The following is an 18,887-nucleotide window of genomic DNA, read 5'->3' on the forward strand; positions in this document are numbered from 1 at the left end:
TCAACTTTTGGACAGGGAAATGCAGGGAATGTGACAGTGGGTGCAAAAAATGCTGTTGACCTTGCAAATGGTTACATTTACAGCACCGTGGAAGCAGGAGGTGTAGGTAAGGCTGGTAATATCGACATCAATGCAACAAGACTGTCACTCACTGATGGTGCTCAACTGCTAACCACTAGTGATGCATCTGCTACCCAACCAGCAGGACGGGAGGATGCAGGCAATGTCAATCTGAAGGTAACAGGTGCTGTTGATATTGCTGGTCATAAAAACGGTTTTAGCAGTGGGATTTTCGCTTACATGCTCTCCCTGTCACAAAGAGGCGTGGGTAATGGTGGCAATATCGACATCAATGCAGCAAACCTGTCACTCACTGATGGTGCTGAACTTTTTACCTCAACTTCAGGAGTGGGGAATGCGGGGAATGTGACAGTGAGTGCAAAAAATGCTGTTTTCCTTGCAGGTGCATTCACTGGCATCTTGAGCACCATACCAGCAGGAGGTGTAGGTAAAAGTGGCAATATCGACATCAATGCAGCAAACCTGTCACTCACTGATGGCGCTCAACTTGCTGCATCAACTTATGGACAGGGGAGTGCGGGGAATGTAACAGTGGCTGCAAAAGATACAGTAACTGTTTCTGGAACTAATCAAGAGACAGAACTTCCTAGCGGTTTATTTACATTTACTGATTCTACTTCTACTGGTATTGGTGGTGATATCAGCGCAAACACCAATATCTTTCGCATCTCGGACGGCGCTTTACTGGATGCAAACACCGCAAATAATCAAAAAGGTGGCGATATTACGGTAAATGCAAACGTCTTTGAAGCACTCAACGGCGGAAAACTCACCACCACTACCTCAAGCAATGGACGTGCAGGTAAAATTACTGTCAATGCTGACGATCAGCTAATAATTAGTGGTATTGACCCTAGTTACAGTGATCGCATTGCTAAATTTCCTGAGAGCGTGAATATTGGTGCTAACAGTGGCTTATTTGTCAATTCTACTGGCTCAGGAATCACAGGCGATATCGAAATCAACTCACCCAAAATTACCTTAGACAACCAAGGTAAACTCAACGCTGAATCTGCATTCGGTAACGGTGGTAACATCAACGTCAACAGCGATTTACTCTTACTCCATCGCAACAGTCAAATTTCCACCAGCGCAGGTACAGAAAAATTAGGTGGCAATGGCGGTAACATCAATATCAACTCAAGATTTATCGTTGCAGTCCCCAAAGAAAATAGCGATATCAGTGCTAACGCCTTTTCTGGAACTGGTGGTAGAGTTGACATTACAACAAACGGGATTTTTGGTATTCTTCCGCAAAAAAGCCCAACTGAAAACAGCGACATTACAGTGAGTTCACAATTAGGAGTGAGTGGGCAAGTAACTATCAACAGTCCAGATACTGAACCTAGTCACGGCTTAATTCAATTACCTTCTAATCTCGTCGATGTATCTCAACAAATCACCCAAGGTTGCACTCCTAGAAGAGGACAAAATGCCAGTAGTTTTATCGCCACCGGACGCGGTGGATTACCCCAAAGTCCTAATGAACCGTTGCGGGGACAAGCAGTGATTACTAGTTGGGTAGATTTGCCACCACAAGCAACAGCCATCACAGATAAATTATCTACTGCAACTGTGACCAAATCTACTGATCAGATTGTGGAAGCTCAAGGATGGATTGTTGATGATAAAGGTGATGTTATTCTTGTGGCTCAATCTGGGCAAAGTTTTTCTATTCCCTCTGCCATGTCCTGTAGTCAATAATCCGTTATCCCAAGAGTCGGGGGAGGAATTCCTATAAAACCCAAGAGTCATAAAAACAATCAGTGGCAACGAATTTATAACTTTTTTTGGGAAGCATTGCCTAAACTTTAAGTTTTAAAAACTTTCCTCTGATCGAATTAAAATATCTGCTGAAATTAATTGTAGAAAAATTTCTCAGTACGGCTAGCTGAAAACCCTTAAAGATGTGGTTTGAAACCGTGGTGTAAGGGAATTGCATATTTACAGGTAGGAAATGAGCAAGCGAGGCTGGTTATGATATGGCAATCTGTGGAAATAGGAATTGGCACTCAGATTTATTAGGAGTTTTGAGCATTATTGGAGTGCTTGCTCATGTGATATTTTGTTGTGAAAATCACGCCTTAGCCCAGATTACACCTGATGGAACATTGGGTAATAACTCTTCAAGAATCACTCCCAATGTCAATATTAAAGGTAGTGCTGCTGACCGCATTGATGGCGGAGCAATTCGCGGTGCAAACCTGTTCCATAGTTTCCAGGAATTCAATGTCGGGGAGTTGCAGCATGTTTATTTTGCCAATCCCACGGGAATCTCCAATATTTTCACACGAGTGACGGGAAGTAATATCTCGAATATTCTCGGTACACTGGGGGTGAATGGTGCTGCAAATTTGTTTTTGATCAATCCCAATGGTATTTTATTTGGGAAGAATGCACGCCTTGATGTGGCGGGTTCCTTTGTAGCAAGTACGGCGAATTCTTTTGTGTTTGGCAATCAGTTGGAATTTAGTGCAACTAATCTTCAGACTCCTTCTGGATTACTAACAGTTAATCCTTCGGCATTGTTGTTCAATCAACTTCAGGCTGGCAAAATTGAAAACAGGTCAATTGCACCAGCAGAAGATAATATTTTTGGTCTACGAGTACCAGATGGTCGGAGTTTGCTATTAGTGGGTGGAGACATTGCCATCAACGAAGGTCAATTGAATGCTCCGGGTGGGCGAGTGGAATTGGCAGGAATAGCAGGTGAGGGGACAGTCGGACTAAATGTGGATGGTAATAATTTGAGTTTGATTGTTCCTGATGGTGTAGCTAAAGCCGATATCTCACTCAGTAATCAAGCCTTGGTTAGTACCAGTGGCGAAGGTGGCGGTGCTATTCAGGTGTGGGGTAAAGGAGTTACAGTCAATGGAGGTTCCAAGATTGAAGCCAGCACTTTAGGAGCATTACCTGGAAAAGGATTGAATGTAAATGCTTCCGAATCAGTGCAAATCGTTGGAGAATCACCTACTGGAATTCGCAGTGGTTTATTTGCTGAAACTTTTGGGACAGGAGACGCAGGAAATCTGACAATTAACACCAGGCAGTTACAAATCTTAGCAGGAGGAAAGATTTCATCTGGCACAAACAATGCAGGAGCAGCGGGAGATTTAACACTAAATGCCTCAGAGTCTGTACAAGTGGCAGGTCTTACAGTTAATGGCCAGTTTAGCAGTGACTTGTTTACTCAAAGTAGTTCTGGCGCGACAGGAGAAGGAGGAAAGCTAACGATTAATACTTCTAGGTTGCTCGTCGAAGATGGGGGACAAGTCTCAGGTTCTACTTCTGGTGAAGGTGTGGCAGGAAATTTGACCGTGAATGCCTCAGAATCAGTGCAACTAATCGGCATTCCAAATAATCCCAATTTAGGCTACACTGGTATGTTTGCTGCATCTGATGGAGTCGGAGACGCCGGAGATATCACGATTAACACTAGACAGTTATTCATCCAAAATGGAGCCGGAATCATAACCGATAACGAAGGTAAAGGTGTTGGAGGGAGTATAACAGTAAATGCCGAATCAGTGCAGCTAGTCGGTACTGCTATTCTTCCACAGTTTCCTAATAGATGGTATCCTAGCAAAATAAGTTCTAACGCCTATGACACAGGGTCGGCAGGAAAGATTACAATTAATACCAATCAGTTGTTAATCCAAGATGGAGCAGCGATTTCAGCTCGAACTAACGGTAGTGGGGCTGGAGGAAGTTTGACGGTAAATGCCTCCCAATCAGTTAAACTGATAGGACCTGCTACTAATAGTAATAGTCTATTTCCCTTTCTCAGCAGCTTGTTGACTCAAACATCGAGTACAGGAACAGCAGGAGATTTGGCAATTAATACCAATCAGTTGATTGTCCAAAAAGGACAACTATCTGCCAGTACATTTGGACAAGGGAATGCTGGCAATATAAACATTGATACTGTCACTATGAATGTCATTGATAGTCAAGTGGGAAGCAGTGTTTACCGTAAAGGATTTGCAGGAAATTTGACTATTCACGCTGCCGAGTCAGTGGAAATCAGTGGAAAAGTCAAATCATTTACATCTAATATTGAAAATCCTGCTGGCTTATTCGCTCAAGTAAACACTCAAGGTGAGGGTCGCGGTGGCAACTTGACCATTGAGACAAAACGCTTGAGTGTCAGTCATGGAGGCAAAGTGCAAGTCGCTACTTTTGGTCAAGGCGATGCTGGTAATCTCACAATTCGTGCTTCTGAGGTAGAGGTATTTGATACACCTGTTGATAACCTCTTTGCTACAGGTATCAATGCAGGTATTGAACTAGACGCAGACGAAACAGTTATTCCACCCAGAGGCAACGGTGGCGATTTAACAATTGAAACCGATCGCTTGAGTGTAAGAGGTGGTGCAATAATATCGGTTGGAACTGCTGGAGTGGGCAATGCAGGTAGATTGCGAATTCATGCGTCGAAATCTGTAGAAGTCGTTGGCAAATCACCAAATGGTAACTTTAACAGCCAAATCAGCGCTGCGGTTACGCCAGAAGGTACTGGTATTGGGGGAAGCTTAAGGCTTGAAACTGAGCAGATGAGTGTCCGCGATGGAGGTGAAGTCACTGTCAGCAGTATCGGCGCAGGGATAGCAGGCAACCTTGACATTCAAGCTCGTTCGATTCGCCTAGATAACCAAGGAGCGATCGCCGCCATAACCAGATCGGGGAATGGCGGTAATATTACTTTGAAGTTGCAAGACTTATTATTACTACGTAATCATAGTCAAATTTCTACCACTGCTGGCAATAGCGAATTCGGTGGCGATGGCGGTAATATCACCATTAATAGCCCTTTCATTGTCGCCGTTCCTAAAGAAAATAGCGACATCACCGCTAACGCCTTTACAGGGATTGGTGGTAGAGTTGACATTACAACAAACGGGATTTTCGGTATTATTTCGCAAAAAAGCCCAACTGAAAACAGCGACATTACAGCGAGTTCAGAATTGGGAGTCAGTGGGGAAGTAACTATCAACAGTCCAGATACTGACCCTAGTCGCGGTTTAATTCAACTACCCTCCAACCTCGTGGATGCATCCCGACAAATTGCCCAAGGTTGCACTCCTAGAAGAGGACAAAATGCCAATCGTTTTATCGCTACAGGACGCGGTGGATTACCCCTTAGCCCCAACGAGCCTCTGCGAGGACAAGCAGTGATTACAGGTTGGGTAGATTTGCCTTCACAAGCAACAGCCATCACGGATAAATTATCTACTGCATCTGTTACCAAATCTAGTAATCAGATTGTGGAGGCTCAAGGATGGATTGTTGATAGTAACGGTAATATTATGCTTGTAGCTCAATCTGGGCAAAGTTCTTCTATTCCCTCTACCATGTCCTGTAGTCAATAATTCGTTACCCCAATTGGGGGAGGAATTCCTATGAAACCCAAGAGTCATAAAAACAATCAGTGGCAACGGATATGTAACGGATGTAACATATGGTTCTTTCGTTCCTTTAAAAACCATAACTTGCCTGTTTTGATTCTCTTGGTTCTGGTGACAGCTTTTTTGTGCGTTATTGCTTTTCCAGTTGCTGCAACTGTAAAGACACAACATATCGCAACTCTTGGAGTGTCAATCCAAAATCCTACTGCACAAACACAAGACTTGCTGCAACAGGGTAAAGTGCTGTATGAGGCAGGACAGTTTGCAGAAGCGGTGAAAGTTTTGCAACAAGCAGTTAAAAGTTATGGCAGCCAAGGCAATGAATTGCGGCAAGCTGTGGCATTAAGTAATTTGGCATTGGCATATCAAAAACTGGGTAATTTGACACAAGCGCAACAGGCAATTACAGATAGCTTGAAGTTGCTCGAAAAATCCTCTAATTCCCAAAATATTAAGGTTTTGGCTCCAATTCTGGATATTCAAGCTAGTATTCAACTAGACTTGGGACAAGCTGAACAGGCACTTAACACTTGGCAACGTGCGGAAGTCAGCTATAAGCAATTAGGTGATCGCAATGGCATTACCCGCGATCGCATCAACCAAGCACAAGCATGGCAAGTTTTGGGATTTTACCGTCGGGGTTTGACAATCTTGACTCAATTGCAGCAGCAGTTACAACTACAACCTAACTCCATTACTAAAGCAGTAGAATTACGGTCGTTTGGTGATGCTCTGCAATTAGCCGGAGATTTGGATCAATCTCGTCAGGTATTACAGCAAAGTTTGTCAATTGCCCAAAAATTGGATTCTCCGCAGGATGTGAGCGCTGCTTTGTTCAGTCTAGGCAACACGGCACAAGTTCAGCAAGACTTGCAAGAAGCGATAAAGTTTTATCAGCAAGCTGCTGCGATCGCTCCTAACCCGATTACCAAAGTCCAGGCTCAAATAAATCAGTTGAGCTTGCTAGTGAACACGGGACAAACAGTAGCCGCGCAGACACTATTGCCGCAAATCCAAACTCAACTGGCACAACTACCTGCTTCTGTGACAACTATCTATGCCCGCATTCATCTTGCTCAAAGCTTGATGAAATTTGGGACTACACCCAAAGCGATCGCTCAAATCTGCGTGATCGCTTTGCAACAAGCTCAAGATTTGGCAGATAAGCGAGCCGAGAGCTTTGCCCTTGGTACTCTGGGCAGTGTATACGAGCAAACTAAACAATGGTCAATTGCCCAGAACCTCACCCAACAGGCACTAATTATAGCCCAAACAATCAACGCCCCAGATATCGCTTATCGTTGGCATTGGCAGTTGGGACGCTTGTTAAAACAGCAGGGAGAGATTGAGGGCGCTATTGCCGCCTATGATACTGCGGTCAGTGAGTTGCAAACTCTCCGTAGTGACTTAGTTTTTGTGAATCGAGATGTCCAGTTTTCCTTTAAAGAAAGTGTAGAACCTGTATATCGAGAGTCCGTAGAATTACTGTTGCAGTTTCAGCCAACTCATCGAAGCCAACCAATCCTAGACAAAGCTAGACAGAGGATTGAAGCACTGCAACTGGCGGAATTAGACAACTTTTTCCGGGAAGCTTGCATTAATGCCAAAACTGTTTTGCTTGATACACTGGTAGATAAAGATAATCCCACAGCCGCAATCATTTATCCAATTATTCTACCTGATGAACTCCAAGTTATTGTCAAAATTCCTCAACAGCCACTACGTAATTATACAGTAAAAAAGTCCCAGAAGGAAGTAGAAGGAATTATCAGAGAACTTAGAGAGTATCTTTTAGAACCCGATAGAACTGAGGAAGTGCAAGGGCTGTCACAGGAAGTCTATGGGTGGTTAATCAAAGAAATTGAGTCAGATTTAAAAGAAAGTGGAGTCAAAACCCTTGTATTTGTACTGGATGGAATATTGCAAAACGTGCCAATGGCTATATTGTATGACGGTGAGCAATATCTGGTAGAAAAATATGCTGTAGCACTCAGCTTGGGACTCCAGTTACTCGCACCCAAACCCTTGACACAAACAAAACTCAACGTCCTAGCTGCTGGGTTAGTACAACCACCACAAAACTTTCAACAGCAATTTCCACCCCTACCAGAAATTAAATCAGAATTCAACTCCATTTCTCAAGCGATCGCGTCTACTACCGAGTTACTAGATCGGGACTTCAACAGCAAAAACCTAGAGAGTAAGGTAAATGCTGTGCCATTTAATGTGTTACATCTGGCAACCCACGGTCAATTCAGCTCCCGTGCTGAGAATACTTTTATACTTGCTACTGATGGACCGATCAACGTGATGCAATTTGATAGCCTGCTGCGGCGTCGGGATGAAACTCGCTCACAAGCCTTGGAAATGCTGGTTTTGAGTGCTTGCGAAACTGCTGCTGGTGACAATCGCGCCACGCTAGGACTAGCAGGAACATCCGTGAAAGCTGGTGCCCGTAGTACCTTGGCTTCACTGTGGCATATCAATGATAAATCTACTGCTATCTTAATTGGTGAATTTTATCGTGAGTTAGTTAAAACTAAGGTGACAAAGGCTGAAGCCTTACGTCGTGCCCAAGTAAAGTTGTTAAAAGATTATCCCAATTACAGTCGTCCTGGCTACTGGGCACCTTATGTTTTAGTTGGTAACTGGCTTTGACCAAACAATTCGCAATTCGCAGTTCGCAATGCACGCCGTAGGCTTTACGCTGCGCTAACAGTTCGCCTTTGGCGTTGCCGCAGGCATCGGCAGGAAACGACGCAATACACTTTTCGCTGGCGTCTACGTTTTTTCATTATTTTGCGTAATACCAATTCCCTAAAATAATGAAACAAATGTAAACCCTCAAAGCCTTGCTGCATCTAAGTTATTGAATTGCGTTAGCGCAGCGTAAAGCCTTCTCTTCTCTTTCAGAGACGAAGACAGCGAACGAGAGGCTTGTCTGCGACACGCTCCGCGAACGCCAACGGCATAGCTTCTCTTCTCTTTCAGAGACGCTAACGCGAACGAGAGGCTGCGCCAACGCTTAGAGCGAGTCCGCGTCCCTTGCGCGTCTCGTAGAGAGCGTCATTGCGAATTGCGAATTGCGAATTGTGAATTGGTATAAGTCCTATTTCTATTCTGCAACGCTGTTTTTTTACTATCACTGATAACTCAGCACTTACCAGCCTTGATGCAAAGATTTTTTGGAGTACTGTGTAGTACAAAAAGGTCGGCGAAGCAATTTTTTACTAATGCTGGTTCCGTTCTCCTTAAACACTATCAAGTGCAATACTTGCTCTAGGAAACGCCGTTTGTCAAAAATGCCTTGAATTAGCACTTCTAGTTCAGTTGCACCCTTGGCAGGAAAGTCCTCGCCATCAATTGTGCGCCAGGGTAAAAACTCTTGCCAGTCCGAGGTTAATGTACCGACTCGTGCCCGATTTCCATAAGTAATAACTAGGAACGTATTGTAGGAAAACAGTTTCGGTATTTGTTCAATGTAGGTCTGAATTCGCTGATAACCTTCTTTGAAAGTGGCCTGTTGATCATTTGGCTGAATTGAGACAATAACTGCCAAGGGTAAACCGTTGATAAAGACAACTAGATCAGGGCAGTGAGCATAACTCCCCTCAACTACAGTCAAGGGATGAATAGTTAGCCAATCATTCTTCAGTAGATTAGACGTATCAATCAGCCACACTTTGTCATGAACTATTTCTTCGTTATACAGGTATTCAACTTGCACACCATCGGTCAAGAGCTTGTGAAAGCGGTGGTTATTTTCCAGCAAGTCGGAACTCTCTAGGCAAGTAATCTGATGGATAGCTGCGGCGATCGCCTCATCAGGTTTTTTCGGGTTAATATGAAGCAAAGCTTTATAAAGGCGCTGATACAAAACCACATCACTATAACTGCTGCGCCCTATCTGATGCTTACCCAAAACAATATCTGGCTCTAATAAAACTGTGTAGCCAATCACCTCGAACCAGGTGAGCAAAGATGGTACGATGGCTTCTGTGCCAGACGCTACGCGTAGCTTGCTTAAGAGCAGGGGTACGCCCGCCGCAGACATCGCAGATTGTGTGATATCAAAACGGCGGCGAAGCTTTCTTGAAACACGACTCGTTTTAGCAGTTGTTTTTTTTAGCTGTGCTGGATTCATCAACAGTAGAAGACTTAATTTAAGTCAACGCAGAAGCTAGTGCCTAATTACTGGCATCGGTTGGTATATTCACAGATGAAGTATACGGTTTGATAGTAACTATCAAAGCTGAAGTTGATCTGCAAGATTGTATCTTGTGCTACATATTACCAATAATATTGGTAATTTTGTGATGAACAGTTATTAGCTCTGTATTAATGCTTAACCTTTGTTTCTTGCTCTAAAAACAGGTTGCCAATATCAAATAAAAGTTGCATGGTACCTCGATAGCCAACCTTGGGGAACTGACTATGATCTAAGCGGTCAAAAATGGGAATCCCTTGACGATAGAGAGGAATTTTTAAGCGTTGAGCGATCGCTACTCCATGAGAGTTGGTAATTAGTAAATCAGACCCAACCGCCAATTGCTCAAAGTCTTCCAAATCGCCGATAGTAACGCTCTTAATCGGAAGTTTTTCTAACAGAGGAAAGCGTGTTGTTGTCACTGCGGAGTGAATCTCAACTCCTAGCGATCGCATGAAAGAAACTGTTGACCAAAGTAAATCTGGTTCCAGCGCTAAAGAAACTCGCTTGCAACCAAAGTAAAAGTGATTTTCCAACATTACATGTTGTAACTGACGGCGTTGACGACGATATTTCTCTGGTACGCTGACACCACTGATATCTGCCAATGCTTGCAGGAATTTATCTACTGCTGCTAGTCCCGTCAGTTCACTAAATACCTCGTAAGGTATATTAAATCTCTTATCCAAAATTTGCGCTGCACCCCGCATACTCTCACCTAGTGCCAAAGTGAATACAGAACTGCCAATTGAGCGCAACTGTGCTGCATTTGTGCCATTAGCTGTAATGCCTGCGGTGGGCAAAGCCAACGCACTAGAGTAATCTTCTATATGACCATCTAGTGAGCCAGAAAGGTCAGGTACAACAATAGGTACGAGTCCAAAAGAAGTGACAATCTCTTTAATTTCCTGTACATCCCCTGGTGTAAAGGCAGAACTCGCCAAAATAGTGATTTGTGTGGGACAAGCGTCTTGCTTGGAGCTTTTTTGGGGGATTTCCCTGACTATACTCTCAACTGCACCAGCAAAGCCATCCTGTAATGTACCTTTGAAATCCGGTGTAGAGACAAGCACAATTGGTAAATAATCTAGTTCTGGATGACGGTGGCGAATCTCCTTGACAAAGCGCCCCATGTCATCGCCTCTGGTTTCCACAAGTCCAGTGCTACAAAGACCGATAATTTCTGGTTTAGATCTCTGCACCAAAGTCAAGATTGCTTGTTCAACTCTTTCCTCGCCACCCAAAATGGTTGCAACTTCTGTCATCGCCGTACTAGATAGGGGAATCGCCTGACGAAAATGCTGTACTAATACTGCCTTAGTCAAAGCAGTACAGCCTTGAGAACCGTGTAATAAAGGCATCATTCCCTTCAACCCCAAAAACGCTAAAACTGCACCCACAGTTTGGCTTTGCTTGAGGGGATTAACTGCAACTGATGTACTCGTAACGCTAATAATCGCCATCAAATGTCCTCCTCTGGAGAATTTCCTGCTCCCCCTGCTCCCGTTGCTTCCCACGGGGCCGGCTGGCATACTTGCTCCCACACAGGGTTATAAAAAGCGGCATACAGTTCTTGTGCTACCTCTAAGATTCCGATATAGCCTGCATAGGGATGGTTGCGTTCTTGATTAATGTCTAGGAATGGAATCCTAGCTGTCAGAGAGGTGTCTTGATGGCGTTTATCAGCAATTAACATATCAGCTTGATTTTCGTTAATTATCTGTATGATTTCTTGAGGACTATTTTGTTCTAGAATTATTCCATCCTGACCCAGCAAAGTTTTGACTCTAATTCTATCCTCTTCAGTATTATTCTTAGTACTAATACCAATAACTTCCATCCCCAATTTCTTAGCTGTAAAGATAATCAACCAACTCTTGAAACTTCCAATAGAAAGGATAACGCGCTTACCTTGCAATCGGGTGATGTAAAGAGCGAGTTTCTCTTTTAAAGCAGCAGTTTCTTCTGCAATTAGTTTTTCTGTACGTTCTTGCAAATCAGGATGACCCAACTTCGCAGCAATGTTCCTTAGGCACTGATTGATTTGCTCAACACCATAAATAGACTCTTCAATATAAGGGATGCCATATTGTTTCTCCATGCTTTTTGCCATGTTGATTAGTGCTTTGGAGGAGAGGAGCACGTTAAGCTTGGCACGATGGGCATAGCAAACTTCTTTGTAGACAGCATCACCTGTAATTTTTGCCAAAACTCGGATACCTAATTTCTCCAATAACGGTAGAACGTTCCATATTGCACCTGCAATGTTGTATTCACCAATTAGATTAATGTCATAGGGTGTACTAGTATTTGGTTCAGCTGTTCCAATAACAGATGAAAGCATTGCTTCACCAGCGACACGGTTGCCCAAATTTTGGTTCCCAATGAATCCAGGGCAGTGTACTGGGATAGTGGGTATTCCTGTTTTCTCGGTGGCATCTTTGCAAACTCCCTCTATGTCATCCCCAATCAAAGCGGTGATGCAAGTAGAGTAAACAAATACCGCCGCAGGTTTGTAGCGTCTTTGTAATTCTAAAATACCTTTGTACAGCTTTTTGGCTCCACCAAAGATGATATCGTTCTCATCGATGTCGCTGCTAAAGCGTATCTTGTATAGCATCGAACTAGAGGAGAGACTGCTGTAACTTCCCCAAATACTGGCAGCACAGCCACTTGGCCCGTGGACTACATGAGCAGCATCGGTGATTGGTACTAGGGTAATCATTGCACTATCAAAAGCGCAACTCCCTTGAGTAGTGCCAGGTTGGGGTAATTGTGTAGAAGACTTTTTTTTCTTTTGTATCTGCTGCTGAGGAGCATCTTCAGAATTTGAGTCACTGAGTGAATCGTTGGTTTTTCCTGGGGTGGGATTCATTGGTTTGGTGACAATAGGTAGAAGTTATTAGGTGTTAAGAGAATTTCCAAAAACTTTCATAGGATTTTAATTTATTAACCGTGTATCTAAAAAATGGAATAAAAGGGAATGATAAGGAGAATTTCCCATCCCCTAAAACATAAACACCAACTAGGTTAGAGAAGGAGAAAACAAAAACATCAACTAGACTATTCAAGTATTAATGTTGCTGTGTAGACCTGGAAAAAATAGTGTTAGCACGGTGAAGTTGAAACAAACAAAAGTTAAGATTGGCTATTCGATTACCTCCATTTTAAAGGATTTTTCAGGAGTGATGAGTGCTGAGTCCTGAGTAAAAAGTCATGAATAAGTAGTATTAATGAATCTTCCCACTCTTAGCCGAGGCATTCGCTACTCAAAACTAATTTGATGCTTAGTCGGTCTAATTTTACTTTTTACTCAGCACGGGCTAAACGCCCCGCTTCCGCTAACAGCACTGTCTCGGTGAGAGGGTGGGCTATTTTTGCCCACCTGATATTTACTCTGTGTTTAGCACCTGAGTCTAAATAAGAACCTTACTTCTTCTCGCTACCGGAAACTATTTCTACGTTTCCTTTTTTCAGTGCTTCTAATGCTTCACCTTGAGCGTCTTCTTGCTTTTTAGCAGCTTCTTTTTGGGCATCAGCTGTGGCAATCATTTTTGCAGCATTCTCTTCACTTTCGAGAATACCAAACTCAATCAACAACTCTTCTAACTCGTCCATTTCGATGGGTGTAGGAACAGCAAGATTTGTATTATTGATAATCTTGTCTGCTAGTGTGCGGTATTGATTAGCTTGGTTGCTGTCGGGTGCGTACTCGTTTACAGTCATCCGACGCAATTCGGCGTGTTGCACGATATTGTCACGGGGGACGAAGTGAATCATTTGAGTACTTAATCTAGCTGCTAGAGTGCTAATCAGTTCGTCTTCTCGGTCAGTTTTCCGGCTGTTACAAATTAGCCCACCCAAACGTACACCACCAGTGTGAGCATATTTGAGAACGCCACGAGCGATGTTGTTAGCTGCAAACATCGCCATCATTTCACCAGAAGTAACAATGTAGATTTCTTGGGCTTTACCTTCACGAATTGGCATTGCAAAACCACCACACACAACGTCGCCCAATACGTCGTAGGATACGAAATCTACGTCTGAATAAGCGCCGTTTTCTTCAAGGAAGTTAATAGCGGTGATGATACCCCGACCGGCGCAACCTACACCAGGTTCTGGTCCACCTGACTCTACGCATCTGATATCGCGGAAACCAGTGATCACCACTTCTTCGAGTTCGATATCTTCCACAGCGCCCCGTTCAGCAGCTAAATGCAGCACGGTAGTTTGAGCTTTACAGTGTAAAATCAAACGAGTGGAGTCAGCTTTCGGGTCACATCCGACAATCAAAATTCGTTGACCCACTTCTGCCATAGCGGCTAGGGTATTTTGGGAGGTAGTAGATTTACCAATACCACCTTTACCGTAAAAAGCAATCTGTCTAATTTTTTCGTCGGACATGATAATTTATCCTGCAATTGTTTGTTTAGTGGGTCTGTCAGTTGATGAGGCGTTGGCACTTTGTGCCTACCAGAGGTACTTGCTGTCAAGTTACAGCAGTAACCTTATGTAGAACGTTGTTGGAGGTGCTCGTTCTACAGCAAAAAGAGTCCGAAGAAAGAACATATTCAAGTTTTGGTCAGTTTTCATTGGCCATTAGTCATTGTTTTTTCTGACTAATGGCTAGAGCGATAAGACATCACTTAAGGAATATTGCAAGTATTACCAAGACACTCACTCAAATGATTTCTCTAACGGTAGTAATACCAATTGGAAAAAAGAAAGCGACAAATAGACCATTTGTAGAGACGCGATTCATCGCTTCTTACCCAAGGATGTGTCGCAGCCATTAATTGAATTGGTATAACACCAAGTTGGAAAAAAGAAAGCTACAGATTCCAAGCCGGAAACTCAAATTCAATCCGAACTACGAATTCAGCATTATCAATTGTTGTAATCCCCTGAAGGTTGCTCATACCTCAAGAGTGGTTGCAGCAGGATTTAAATTTACGCCAAGTTTTCCTTTAACCACACAACCAACCATTGCAATCCACTCTAAACAGTTGCTACAACTTCTCCAATTTTGCTGATATCGTAACCGCCGAGAATTTCAAATTGAGAGTGAACCATCCGATGTCCCAAAGTACTGAGCAACTGCTGTACAGGTGCTTCTTCCAGATATTCCTTGAAAATCACCAAATCATATCGTGACTGATGTAAAGGGATAAATCCCAGCCCAAAGGCGGTAGCTATAGATGCCGTACTAATACCTGCATCGGCAACTCCTAATCCTACAGCTTGGGCAACATCTTGGTGATTTTTGACAATATGGTCAAAGCCTTGGATAGCATGGAACGGTATCTGCTGCTCTTGCAGTGTTTGTTCCAAAAGTAAACGACTGCCAGAACCGATTTCGCGGTTGACAATAGTCGCCCCTGCTACTAAGTCAGTAACTGTTCTGATTCCCCTGGGGTTACCAGACTTCACCAAAAGTCCCTCTTCCCAGACACCAAGGGTAATCAAAACTGCTTCCCTCCCAGCCAGAACATCTCGAACAAAGGGAGTATTATACTCACCAGTCTCGGGATCATACAGATGCATCCCAGCGATGTGCGCCTCACCTCGGCATAGACTATCTAATGCAGCCATGCTGTTGGCGAAGTTAAATTGGACTCGCAGTTGGGGATGCCAACGTTCAGTTGCTTTGGCCCATAGTGAAATCACAGGCGCACAGCCAGCAATCACAATTGTGTTGTGAAGGGTGTCGAGATTATCGTCTAGGAGCCGCACTTGAACTTTATCTGTACCTATCCGGCTCTTGTTTTTACCCTTCAGATACCTAGCGGGAACCCCCGCAACTGCTTCACCATCAGCGGGAATCATATCTTGGCGAAAAGCATCTTGGCCAATCAAGGGATAAGCTATCCATTGTCCTCCTACGCGAGCCAGACTGACTCGTAGCGGCTGACCACAGGGAACAGGCTTGGCAAGAACGGCTTCAATTTCAGGTAAATCCCGCTCTAACCAGAATAGATCCTCAACTTGACAGCCAAGCGCTTTGGCCAAGCGAAGTGTTATAGCAACTGAGGGAGCATATTGTCCCGACTCTACACCACTAATAGTCTGACGAGTAACACTAGCGATGTTAGCCAAATCTTGTTGGCTCATGCCTAAGCGAGTTCTAATCGACTTCAAGTTATTACGGAGGTCACTATCCTGCTTCATGGGCTTTGTCTATTAGTTTCAAAAAGCCATAGCGGATTTAACTCGCATCTGCCAAGGCGAAAGTGTGGTCTTTGAGTTTATATCATTTCTCTTTGACGACATGACTATGCTTTCGCTGTCTCGATTCCCCATATAAAAAGACTATCACATCAATTGCCAATTTGCTTGCCTAGCGCAAATTATTTTTGCGGGTGGTTGCTTTTTACCTGCTATTATGGCTCAAAAGCCCCAAATTATAATAAACAGAGGATTTGTTTAGCAGGAAATTACTACCAGTTTAATTGGTAGTAAGTAATGCTTGATACAGTTTTAGAAACTAGTTTCAGCTTTGATGCTTGATAGGCGAGTAATACAAGCCGTAGAAAACATACCAACCAATGAAAGCTCTTTAGGGTAAATTTTGCCCTAACTAAAAATTACCGATTTTATGAGAGTGAATATCCACACAGCATCAGCAAAGAATTGCTGCTTTACTCTTTTGCACAACGTCAGCAAAGTATCTACCAACTGTGCAACAGATGAGAATAGATTACAGTTATTAGCACCACAGCAATGGAGAGAGTTATGATTACCGAAGAAGACTTAGCCCAGCAATTTAACGTAATTATCGAGTACGCTCACCCACGGGTATGGGAATTGCTACGCCAGTGTTATGTGAAGGTGATCAATCCTAAACCTCATTTAACAAGAGCGAATATAAAAACGTGTATCCGCCATGCAAAATACATTGGTATTTATTGCCCTGACAGATTGATTAGTGCTGTAGTAGAACAAAAAAATCTAATTAAAGAGGTAGCAGAATATGTGGGGCTAGTTGAGGTTGTTTGCTTGAATGCCAATAACTTGATGCGTGATCCCCGATCCAATCTCAAGCAAACTTATCCTCACTTGTGGTTAGATTTGTTGTGGATTGTTACCCAAGAACAATAACCCTAGCTATTAAAAGCAGATTTTTCTGCAATATTCAATCTGCAAAAAATCGTAACTACCAATCTTCACCGCAGTTTCATTACTTTAGCCGCATCAATCATTCAATAGACTTCTTTTTATTCGCTTAGAACCTAACTTATCTAACAGTTGAAAATATATATAGCAATCCGATTTAATTTTTGAAAAAATCTAAGTATATGTAGAGTGCGTTATCGCCGAGAATACGGCATCTATAGCGGTTCTTGCTTAGATGCAACACAGTTTGACCTCTCTCCTAAAGGAGAGAGGCTTTGAATCTTACTCCCCTTCCCTTGTAGGGAAGGGGTTGGGGGTTAGGTCTGTATTGCACTTAAGTGAGAAACGCTATAGAATCAGAGGTGGTGCGTTACGCCAAAGGCTAACGCAATGCCAGTTGCTACAACGGATAGCGCAGCGTTAGCGAGTCCTCGAGCGTCGGGAACCTCCGCAACGCACTGGCTCCCCTACGTATATTTCAAAAATCAAATATCAGTCCTATAGCGCTCTTCCATCACTTTAGGCAGAGGAAAATAATAAATCCTCTGCTTCGTAGGGTTCTGGGATAGCACCTGGCATTCGATTCATCAATGCCATTAGTGTTAAAAAGCCAATCGATAAATGAGAAATTGGAAAAACCTTGAGCCAGGGTTTGAGTAGATTAAAGAATTGGTATGGTTGGATAATTAAGCGTAGATTATTGAGGACGTTCTTCCACCCCTGACCAAAGTCCCACCAATCATGCTCTCTAAATTTTTTGACAACTGGATCTGTTGGTTGATTTACACCTTTATCAGAAGTCTTATTCAAAGCTTGAGAGTGAAGGCTAACCATGAGGTAAGCACTCATGACTATTTCCCACCACTTGGAGATTTGAGAATAGTCTGTTAGCCGAAAGTCAGCCCAACCCAATTCATTTTTACTTTGTTTAAGTCCGTATTCAACCCAGTTTCTCAAACCATATAAATTCCCTACTTCCTTATACTTAATTCCTGGGACTAGGGTCATAATGAACCAAGTTGAATTCGATGGCAAAGTTTCTGGGTCGGTGGTAACTTGCCAATATTGAACCTGACGACGCTTGCCAAATACTATCTCTCTAATATACCTTTTCTCTTGCTGACCATCTGAAAATATACGGTTATACGGTCGCCAACGGTTATATCTAACCTGTTGTCCCTGTGCTAGTCATACTCCATGATTACTACGAATTGCTACTACAAAGTCTAGTTGTAATTCACACAACACACTCAGGAAGTTGCGTTCAGCGAAGCCGTGTCGAAGACTCTCGCTTTCACCATAAAGACTATCTGCTAGTACCAGCTTGAAGTTAAACCCCATGACTTGGAGTTTTCTAATCATCGAAGCAGCGATTTCTGGTTTAGTTTGATAGACATCTCCTTCTAACAACCTTTGTTTAGGCTTGTAGACTTCAAACATTAAAGGAAATGTCATTCCTTCAAATAAACCATATGCCGTAACTGCTACTATTCCGTTCTCTATTTTTCCTAAATTCCCAATATATTGTCGTTTGACATAATCTGTCGTATTCCCTTTCTTTGCATCTCCTGTTTCATCGATAATCAGTATGATTTCTCGCCCTAATAGAACTTGTAGTATCAACTGTAATCTTTGTTCTCTCAATTGCTCAACCGTCCACAGTGATTCTGTTAAAAAATGTAATAGCCCTTGTTCGTTACTTAATCCCACCACACGCGATATTGCAGGCAGACTTTTACGTTTAATATCTGAAATCATTCCCACATGAAGATATTTAAATGCTTCAAAACTTCTCACTTCTGCAAATAGCTTCCTATACCATTCACAGTAATCGTCTAGAAATTTTATCGTTTCCGCAGGTTCTCTTGCCTCAAACATAGTCCAGCAAGGAGTTTACGATATTTTACTCTATTATTCTCTCATAAGAGTGATGAAAGAGCGATAGGGATATACCTTTTATCCCAAACAACACTAATCATCACCATTAAACCTCGTCTACATTGAAACCCGTAGTTTTTCCTCGTCAGGGTCAAGATGATTTTTCACCCACAAGCGGTCACCAATTTCAAAAGGGTTGG

The 18,887-nt window shown here is 43.0% G+C and carries 8 protein-coding genes and 2 pseudogenes; 4 read left to right on the forward strand and 6 right to left on the reverse strand.

Annotation, left to right across the window (positions count from 1 at the left end; all coding sequences use genetic code 11):
* The 3 genes and pseudogenes from V7L29_RS08560 to V7L29_RS08570 all read left to right on the forward strand — a co-directional run.
* Positions 1-1,785 (forward strand): annotated as a pseudogene (locus V7L29_RS08560) (S-layer family protein); the annotation flags it as partial.
* Between the two features lie 278 nt (positions 1,786-2,063).
* Positions 2,064-5,450, forward strand: coding sequence for a two-partner secretion domain-containing protein (locus V7L29_RS08565; protein WP_334735158.1), 3,387 nt, complete (start codon positions 2,064-2,066; stop codon positions 5,448-5,450).
* A gap of 30 nt (positions 5,451-5,480) precedes the next feature.
* Positions 5,481-8,144 (forward strand): CHAT domain-containing protein, encoded by a 2,664-nt coding sequence (locus V7L29_RS08570; protein WP_334735159.1) that lies wholly within the window; start codon positions 5,481-5,483, stop codon positions 8,142-8,144.
* A gap of 502 nt (positions 8,145-8,646) precedes the next feature.
* On the opposite strand, the gene V7L29_RS08575 is transcribed toward V7L29_RS08570, so the two are convergent.
* The 5 genes from V7L29_RS08575 to V7L29_RS08595 form a co-directional block, all read right to left on the reverse strand.
* Positions 8,647-9,540 (reverse strand): type I restriction endonuclease, encoded by an 894-nt coding sequence (locus V7L29_RS08575; protein WP_334735160.1) that lies wholly within the window; start codon positions 9,538-9,540, stop codon positions 8,647-8,649.
* Positions 9,541-9,824: 284 nt separating this feature from the next.
* Complete coding sequence (gene nifN / locus V7L29_RS08580) at positions 9,825-11,156, reverse strand: nitrogenase iron-molybdenum cofactor biosynthesis protein NifN (RefSeq protein ID WP_334735161.1); 1,332 nt, start codon at positions 11,154-11,156, stop codon at positions 9,825-9,827.
* The gene (nifE, locus tag V7L29_RS08585) at positions 11,156-12,568 is read right to left on the reverse strand and encodes a nitrogenase iron-molybdenum cofactor biosynthesis protein NifE (RefSeq protein WP_334735162.1); all 1,413 of its coding nucleotides are present in this window, start codon (positions 12,566-12,568) and stop codon (positions 11,156-11,158) included. The genes nifN and nifE overlap by 1 nt, the downstream gene beginning before the upstream one ends.
* 554 nt (positions 12,569-13,122) lie before the next feature.
* On the reverse strand, positions 13,123-14,100 hold the full coding sequence (gene nifH / locus V7L29_RS08590) for a nitrogenase iron protein (RefSeq protein ID WP_334691547.1): 978 nt from the start codon (positions 14,098-14,100) through the stop codon (positions 13,123-13,125).
* Positions 14,101-14,694: 594 nt separating this feature from the next.
* Positions 14,695-15,864, reverse strand: a complete 1,170-nt coding sequence (locus V7L29_RS08595) for a substrate-binding domain-containing protein (protein WP_334735163.1) — start codon at positions 15,862-15,864, stop codon at positions 14,695-14,697.
* Between the two features lie 564 nt (positions 15,865-16,428).
* Here V7L29_RS08595 and V7L29_RS08600 point away from each other — a divergent pair.
* The gene (locus tag V7L29_RS08600) at positions 16,429-16,794 is read left to right on the forward strand and encodes a hypothetical protein (RefSeq protein ID WP_334735164.1); all 366 of its coding nucleotides are present in this window, start codon (positions 16,429-16,431) and stop codon (positions 16,792-16,794) included.
* Between the two features lie 534 nt (positions 16,795-17,328).
* Here the strand turns inward: V7L29_RS08600 and V7L29_RS08605 are convergent.
* Positions 17,329-18,687 (reverse strand): annotated as a pseudogene (locus V7L29_RS08605) (IS701 family transposase).
* Positions 18,688-18,887 lie beyond the last annotated feature (200 nt).

This window comes from Nostoc sp. (genome assembly GCF_036916575.1).
Lineage (GTDB): Bacteria > Cyanobacteriota > Cyanobacteriia > Cyanobacteriales > Nostocaceae > Nostoc.

Excerpts from the sequence above, each read along its gene's own strand:
- V7L29_RS08565 (WP_334735158.1), top strand. The coding sequence starts at position 2,064 with ATGGCAATCTGTGGAAATAGGAATTGGCACTCAGATTTATTAGGAGTT.
- V7L29_RS08570 (WP_334735159.1), top strand. The coding sequence starts at position 5,481 with ATGAAACCCAAGAGTCATAAAAACAATCAGTGGCAACGGATATGTAAC.
- V7L29_RS08575 (WP_334735160.1), bottom strand. The coding sequence starts at position 9,540 with ATGTCTGCGGCGGGCGTACCCCTGCTCTTAAGCAAGCTACGCGTAGCG.
- nifN (WP_334735161.1), bottom strand. The coding sequence starts at position 11,156 with ATGGCGATTATTAGCGTTACGAGTACATCAGTTGCAGTTAATCCCCTC.
- nifE (WP_334735162.1), bottom strand. The coding sequence starts at position 12,568 with ATGAATCCCACCCCAGGAAAAACCAACGATTCACTCAGTGACTCAAAT.
- nifH (WP_334691547.1), bottom strand. The coding sequence starts at position 14,100 with ATGTCCGACGAAAAAATTAGACAGATTGCTTTTTACGGTAAAGGTGGT.
- V7L29_RS08595 (WP_334735163.1), bottom strand. The coding sequence starts at position 15,864 with ATGAAGCAGGATAGTGACCTCCGTAATAACTTGAAGTCGATTAGAACT.
- V7L29_RS08600 (WP_334735164.1), top strand. The coding sequence starts at position 16,429 with ATGATTACCGAAGAAGACTTAGCCCAGCAATTTAACGTAATTATCGAG.